6 protein-coding genes and 1 pseudogene are annotated in these 6,925 nt (G+C 53.8%); 5 read left to right on the top strand and 2 right to left on the bottom strand.

The genetic code is table 11. The annotated features are described in order from the left end of the window. The 5 genes and pseudogenes from FD737_RS15180 to FD737_RS15160 form a co-directional block, all read left to right on the top strand. A pseudogene (locus tag FD737_RS15180) lies at positions 1 to 254 on the top strand (ABC transporter ATP-binding protein); the annotation flags it as partial. An 18-nt stretch (positions 255 to 272) separates the two neighbouring features. Beyond that, positions 273 to 1,601, top strand: coding sequence for a histidinol dehydrogenase (hisD, locus tag FD737_RS15175; RefSeq protein WP_160833904.1), 1,329 nt, complete (start codon positions 273 to 275; stop codon positions 1,599 to 1,601). After that, positions 1,594 to 2,889, top strand: a complete 1,296-nt coding sequence (locus FD737_RS15170; protein WP_160833903.1) for a hypothetical protein — start codon at positions 1,594 to 1,596, stop codon at positions 2,887 to 2,889. Before hisD ends, FD737_RS15170 begins: the two co-directional genes overlap by 8 nt. Before the next feature lies 1 nt (position 2,890). Further along, positions 2,891 to 3,856, top strand: coding sequence for a zinc-binding dehydrogenase (locus FD737_RS15165; protein WP_160833902.1), 966 nt, complete (start codon positions 2,891 to 2,893; stop codon positions 3,854 to 3,856). 5 nt (positions 3,857 to 3,861) lie between these two features. Then, complete coding sequence (locus FD737_RS15160; protein WP_058961388.1) at positions 3,862 to 4,614, top strand: SDR family NAD(P)-dependent oxidoreductase; 753 nt, start codon at positions 3,862 to 3,864, stop codon at positions 4,612 to 4,614. On the opposite strand, the gene FD737_RS15155 is transcribed toward FD737_RS15160, so the two are convergent. Together FD737_RS15155 and FD737_RS15150 are read right to left on the bottom strand one after the other, a co-directional pair. Continuing rightward, positions 4,607 to 5,743: an alpha-hydroxy acid oxidase gene (locus tag FD737_RS15155; RefSeq protein WP_160833901.1), complete on the bottom strand. Its 1,137-nt coding sequence runs from the start codon at positions 5,741 to 5,743 to the stop codon at positions 4,607 to 4,609. The two genes, FD737_RS15160 and FD737_RS15155, sit on opposite strands and share 8 nt — an antisense overlap. 104 nt (positions 5,744 to 5,847) lie before the next feature. Then, positions 5,848 to 6,684 (bottom strand): undecaprenyl-diphosphate phosphatase, encoded by an 837-nt coding sequence (locus tag FD737_RS15150; RefSeq protein ID WP_160833900.1) that lies wholly within the window; start codon positions 6,682 to 6,684, stop codon positions 5,848 to 5,850. Positions 6,685 to 6,925 lie beyond the last annotated feature (241 nt).

The following is a 6,925-nucleotide window of genomic DNA, read 5'->3' as shown; positions in this document are numbered from 1 at the left end:
GTCACCAGATGCAGCAGTTACTGATTGAGATTTGGGAAAAGCATCGCCTGACGGTGATGTTTGTTACGCACGATATTGAAGAAGCCGTCAGGCTGTCGGACCGCATTGTCGTGATGGGCCCAGGAAAAATCGATACCACTTTCGCGGTGAACTTACCGCGCCCCCGTCATGAGGGGATCAATCGCGTACCTGAATTTATCGAGCTGCAGCATAAGGTGCTGAGCCGCATTCACCAACACGAATTCACGCACTGACAATATTGAGGATTAACTATGGCCGTTTCATTTCATGATCTGTCAACGTCTGACGTATTACCTGCGCAGCTATTCAAACGCACCGAATCTGACCTGTCGAGTTTTGCCGAAAAGGTGAAGCCGATTATTGAAGCAGTCAGAACTGAAGGGGATCAGGCGTTAATTCGTTTTGCCCGTGAATTTGATGGCGTGCAGCCAGAAACCTTTGCCATCAAGGCTGACGAACAGGAGTTCGATGCGGCATTCGAACGCGTTGATCCGCAGGTGATCGACGCGATCCGTTTCGCGGTGGAGAATATCCGCGCGTTTCATGAAGCACAGAAGCCCGAGGAGATGTGGTGGAAAGAGATGCGTCCTGGTGCTTTTGCCGGTGATCGCCATGTTCCGATTGATGCCGTAGCCTGCTATGTCCCGCGCGGTAAGGGTTCATTTCCCAGCGTATTGCTAATGACAACCATCCCCGCCATCGTCGCCGGTGTGCCGCTGCCCATTGTGATTACGCCCCCAGGCCCGGATGGCACTGTGGATGATGCAACGCTGGTTGCTGCGCGGTTGGTGGGAATTGAGCACGTGTACAAATGTGGCGGTGCACAAGGGGTGGCGGCAGTGGCGTTTGGCACCGAATCCATTCCGAAATGTTTAAAAATTGTCGGCCCCGGCAGTCCCTGGGTGGTAGCGGCCAAACGTCAGCTTGCGCATTTGATCGATCCCGGTGTGCCTGCGGGTCCTAGCGAAAGCCTAATCTTAGCGGATGATTCGGTGAATGGGGCATTGGCGGCGCTCGATCTGATAATTGAATCCGAACACGGCCCGGATAGCTCGGCTTATCTGGTGACGTCCAGCCGTCGCGTGGCGGAAGAGGCCATCGCCGCGCTACCGGGCTACTGGCAGCAGATCGGTGAAAAAAGGGCAGATTTCTCCCAGCGCGTACTCTGTGGCGACCACGGTGGCGTGATCCTCACCAAAGACTTTGCCACGGCGATTGAATTCGTCAACGCGTACGCCCCGGAACATCTCGAAGTGCTGGCACACGAACCGATGGATGTGATGATGAAAATCCGCAATGCGGGTGAAATTCTGCTGGGAGAGCATTCGCCGATTGTGCTGGGTAACTTCGTGCTCGGGCCTAATGCGGTGTTACCAACCAACGGGGCGGCGAAAACCGCAGGACCGCTCTCGGTGTTTGACTATATGAAGCGTATGTCTATCGCTTATGTCACCAGCCGGGGCTATCAGGAATTGGCTCCTAAAGCCAAACGCTTTGCGGAATATGAAGGGTTCCCCGGCCATGCATTGGCGGTGTCAGATATCCGACAGACCTTACTGAAAGGTGGGCGCGATGAATGATCGCCTGTGTCCTCCACTTGCGGCAGAAGCGCGTCGTTTAACCAAAGAAAACCAGTGGGAACGTGCCAGCGAGAAACTTCAGCAGTTGATCGCAGATGTCACCGGGATCGAGGCGATCAGCCTGCAGATCAACCGCGATCAATACAGCCTGAACTCTTTAAATGGTCGCGTGGTGCTCGCGGATGGGCGCACGCTGTTTTTCAAATTCCATCACGAAGAAGGGGAAGAGCACACCATTGATGAGTATTACCGCGCTGAACTGCTGCGTGAGCATGGCTTCGCTGTCGATGTGCCGGTCTACACCTGCGGTGAACCGGGACGACAAATTCTGCTGTACAGCTTACGCAACGATCAGCGTCTGGCGGATGTGTGCCGTGCAGTGGAATCCACAGCGGACTGGAAGCAATCAGCAGCGATTATTGAGGCTCAGCGTCGCGCCGATAGCGATATTCTCGCTCACACGCTGCCCACGTTGCGTATGGCAACGGCGGCAGAAGTGGCAGCTGAATCTATTCATCAATTGTTCTGGAATCGACTGGTTTCCGAGGGTAATCCGGATGGCTTGGGTGGGCGAGTAGCGCAGTTCTATATTGGGCAGCGCTTCACGCTGGGTGAGGTGCAGCTCGATTGGGAAACTCTGAGCCAGATGCATTGGCAGGTCAACGGCGTGTTATATCCCAAGACTCTTCACCAGCTGTTCCTGGCCGCGGGAGAAGTGTTGAAACCTGCTGCGCTGGCGTCTCACGGTGTCGTGGTGGCACATGGTGATGCACACAATGCCAACGTATGGTACGAAACGCAGTACGGTGAACCTGAACTGGTGAGTTTCGACCCTGCTTTTGCGGGTAGCAATATTCCCGCTTTACTGGCTGAAATTAAAGCCACGTTCCATAACATTTATGCGCATCCGTGCTGGTTGTATGAACCTGACGATGCCGCCGCCCGCTATCAGGTCAATGTGCGGTGCGATGGCAACACGCTGATTGTTGAACATGACTGGCAACTCAGCCCGCTACGCCGCGCATTTCTGACCAGTAAAGGAGAGCTTTACTGGAAGCCTTTGCTTGCAGCCCTGCAGGAGAAAGGCTGGCTGCCCGGCAACTGGCAACAGATTATGCGGCTGGCGTTGTTCTGCTGTCCGACGCTGGTGATGAATTTACGTGCCGGCTCATCCAGTAACCATAATCCGACAAGCTCAGCGATTGGCTTCTCGGTTTCCGTGATGCTGGCGTGCGGCGGAGAGGATGAATCCACCCACTGGATCAACAGCCTGATCACGGAGAACTGAGATGAAAGCGATACGCCTCAAAAGTATTGGTCAGGTCACTGTTGATGAACTCTCCCCACCCGATTTGCCCGCCGGATGGGCCAGGATCAACGTGCACTCAGCAGGAATCTGTGGCTCCGATTTACATAATTTCAAAACTGGAAAGTGGATTGCTCATCTTCCGGTAACACCAGGACATGAGTTGTTCGGCGTCATTAGCGAAATCAACGGCGAGAGCGACCGCTTCCAGCCAGGCATGCGCGTAGTCGCTGATTCGCGCGTGTATTGCGGCCATTGCGCATTTTGCTCGTCTGGCGCGATGAACCTGTGCGAGTCCCTGGGCTTTGTAGGAGAAGTGTTTGACGGTGGTTTTGCTGAACAGGTGGCGTTACCGCTAAGTAGTTTGCTGGCGGTACTCGATGCGATTCCCGATGAGATAGCGGTATTGAGTGAACCGCTAGGCGTGGCGTTGCGAGTGGTGAATCAACTCAATCCCGCAGAAGGTGATGCTGTGTGTGTCACGGGCGGCGGAACCATCGGAGGTTTGACAGCGTTACTTCTGCATCGCTTGAAAAAATGTCAGGTGCAGTTAATCGAACCGAATGCGCAGCGCTATCAATTGATCGCTTCTGTCGTGCCGCTGTCCACGCCCCAAAAATATGCCTTGGGTGTTGAAGCCTCAGGATTTCCTGCCGCACTCTCGCAGCTGATCGCAGGGATAACTTCGGGTGGTCGCATTGCGATGGTCGGAATATTTCACCATACGGACGGCATCGATCTGAATGCTTTAGTGGAGCGGGAGATCACGCTGGTGGGTTGCAGTGTCTTCCAGCATGAACAGCAGGCGGCACTGGATATCATGGCCTTGCTGGCGGACGACTTAACAAGGCTTATCGCGCCACCGGTGCAGCTGGATGATGTGCCTGAAACCTATCAGACGCTGATTGAGGGCAAATCGGCCTTCCTGAAAACGGTAATCAAATTATGAGTGTCATGACGTCATTTTCCTTACAAGGTAAAAACGCATTGGTCACGGGCGGGACACGTGGCATTGGTTATGCGCTGGCACAGGCGTTGGCTCAGGCCGGTGCGCGTGTGACGATCACCGGTCGTGATGCGGTTACACTAAAAGCCGCGGTGGCGCAGTTGCGCGCCTCTGGCGTAGAGGCACAGGGACTGATTCTGGATGTCACTCAGGTTGAAAGCATCCAACAGACGCTAGCCGCTGCGGGGCGGGTGGATATTTTGATTAACAATGCAGGCACCGAACAGATTCGCCCTTCGCTCGAAGTGGATGAAGCGTTGTGGGATACCATTGTTGGCACTAACCTTAAGGGCGCATTTTTTTGTGCTCAGGCGGTGGCGAAAAACATGGTTTCTGCGGCATCCGGCGGTGCGATCATTAATGTGTGCTCGCTGACCACCTGTGTGGGCGTGCCCGGCGCCGTTGCCTATGCCAGCTCCAAGTCAGGATTGGCGGGGATGACGCGCACGCTGAGCGCGGAATGGGCGGCGCATAACATCCGCGTGAATGGCATCGGTCCCGGCTACTTCGAAACGGAAATGACTCAGGTGTTTTATCAGGATGACGCGTGGCGCGACGCGATGCAGAAAAAAATCCCGCTTGGTCGATTTGGTGAATTCGACGATCTGGCCGGCAGTGTGGTTTTTCTTAGCTCGGAGGCTGCCCGATATATCACCGGGCAGATTCTGTATGTCGATGGGGGATATCTGGCCTCTATCTGATCTGCAGCATCTCTGGCCGCAGGTCTGCAAGGGTGTTGCAGCCTAATTGGGCCAGCGTGCGGTCAACTTCCTGAACCAGCGCAGTGATCACCTCGTTCGCCAGTGCTTCGCCACCTGCGGCCACCGCATACAATAAGGGCCGTCCAATCAATACGGCATTAGCCCCGAGGATCAGCGCTTTAATCACGTCGGTGCCGCGGCGGAAACCGCTGTCGATCAGGATGATAAATTCGTCACCGACCGCCGCTCGCACACTGGCAAGCACAGACATTGGGCTGGCGGTACAATCCAGTTGTCTGCCGCCGTGATTCGACAGGACAATGCCTTGAGCACCGATTTTTTGCACCATAAGGGCATCATCAACGGTCATGATGCCTTTCACATACAACGCGCCGTCCCACAGTGAGCGGATCCACGCCAGCGTTTCCCAGCTCAAGGTCTGGTCCATTTGCTGAGCGAAGTAAGTGGCACCGCCGGCTCCTTGTTGCTTTTCAGCGGGCAGGTAAGGCTTAAGATTGCCGAAGCCCGGCATACCGTGTGGCACCAGAGTGCGCAGCACCCAGCCCGGTTTCATCGCCACGTCACAGAGTGCCGGGAATGAGAGTTTCATGGGCCGTCGATAGTGCTGCTTATCGCGCTCACGATGACCAAAATGCACCGCATCAACGGACACCACCAAAGCAGTACAGCCTGCGTCTTTGGCGCGACTGATCAAATTCTCAGTTACTTGCTTATCTTTAAGGACGTAAAGTTGAAACCAACGTTCCTGATGACCAGTCGCTTGTATATCCTCAATAGAAGCGGTTGAAACGGTGCTCTGGATATGGCCAATGCCCGCCTGAGCCGCAGCGCGGGCGAGCATGAGATCGGATTGATTTCTCAGCATGCCGTTATAGCCAGTGGGAGCAACAAGAAGTGGGGCAGCCAACTGCGTGCGGCCAAGGGCAACACCGATATTCCGCTGACTGGAATCGCGTAATACTGAGGGTAAAAATCGCCACTGTTGAAAGATAGCCCTATTGTGATTGAGCGTCACTTCCCCCTCTGCGCCACCATCAATATAGTCGAAAGCGAAATGGGGCAGTGTGCGTCTGGCTTTTGCGCGCAGTTGTTCTGGATTGAGCTTCATCTTTATCCCTGTCTGTCATTCGAGGTTACCTACCTGTATAGACAACCTGCAAGCAGCATGCCAATGATTTCACTGCTGAGGTTCAGAGAAGCTCAATCCGCGAGTCAGCCCAACCAACCAATCAGTGCCGCAGCGCACAAGCAATAGCCACCGAACAGATGCCAGCGATCATGCTCCAGCCAGCGGGAAAGCCAGCGTAGCGCCAGAAGTCCGGCGACAAAACTTAATATCATGCCCACCAGGCTGGGCAGAAGCACTCCGCTGCTCACTGTGACCGTACCAGCAGAACCTGAACTGAAAGCACGCAGGCCCTCTTTAACGATCACCGCCGGTGTCAGCACCACGGCTAACGCAAAACTAAATTCTTCCGCACGTTTACGGGCCACACCCAATGAAAGACCGGTAGAAATCGTGGCGCCAGAACGAGAAAAACCGCGAAATGGCAGGCATAAACCCTGAACGAAACCAATACCTGCAGCGCTTAAGGGCGAAAGTTCGCCGCGATCTTTTTCTTTCAGGCGTGAAGAGAGGATAATTAATAAGCCTGCTGCAGCGAGACCACTGGCGATTATTTTACTGTTACTGAATAAGGATTCTATTTCGAACGTGTCGGCGTTCGCGGCGAAGAAATATTTAATCAGCTTCATTAGCGCTAAACCCACTACGCCGGTCACTGCGGTGGCGAGAATAATTAAAAAAACATTATTCTTAAATGCACGGCTCGAACTGAAATAGGTCTCCCGCCAGTTATTCCTGAAGTAAACAATCACCGCGAACATCGTGCCGGTATGCAGCATCACCAGCAACAGTGTCATATCGGGGGCCGCAGGGTCCAGCCCCAGGAGTTTCTCCGTCATAATGACGTGTGCAGAGCTGGAAACCGGCAGTAACTCTGCCAGCCCCTGTATTACGGCCAGAATGGATACGTCGAAATAATTCACCCGTTCGCCCTCAGATAAAAGAATGGAAAATGAGACTTTGTTTAACCTCGCTCACCCTGACACATTTCTCATTTTATCTGTGATAAGTATTATCCTATTCGTGATGTCGTTTATGAAATGTTTACTGAATTAAAAATCGAATAATACGCAGGTTACAACAGCATGACGTGGCGCTGTATTTTCCGATGATGTTTTATCCATCCAGTGACATTTAGCAACGCTGAAAGCAGCCTGCATCGGT

The organism is Pantoea sp. Seng (assembly GCF_009829935.1).
Taxonomy (GTDB): Bacteria; Pseudomonadota; Gammaproteobacteria; order Enterobacterales; family Enterobacteriaceae; genus Pantoea; species Pantoea communis.
This window is presented reverse-complemented; position numbering and strand designations above follow the sequence as displayed.

What these genes read in the sequence shown, in the direction of transcription:
- hisD (WP_160833904.1), top strand. Translation starts at nt 273, where the DNA reads ATGGCCGTTTCATTTCATGATCTGTCAACGTCTGACGTATTACCTGCG.
- FD737_RS15160 (WP_058961388.1), top strand. Translation starts at nt 3,862, where the DNA reads ATGACGTCATTTTCCTTACAAGGTAAAAACGCATTGGTCACGGGCGGG.
- FD737_RS15170 (WP_160833903.1), top strand. Translation starts at nt 1,594, where the DNA reads ATGAATGATCGCCTGTGTCCTCCACTTGCGGCAGAAGCGCGTCGTTTA.
- FD737_RS15165 (WP_160833902.1), top strand. Translation starts at nt 2,891, where the DNA reads ATGAAAGCGATACGCCTCAAAAGTATTGGTCAGGTCACTGTTGATGAA.
- FD737_RS15155 (WP_160833901.1), bottom strand. Translation starts at nt 5,743, where the DNA reads ATGAAGCTCAATCCAGAACAACTGCGCGCAAAAGCCAGACGCACACTG.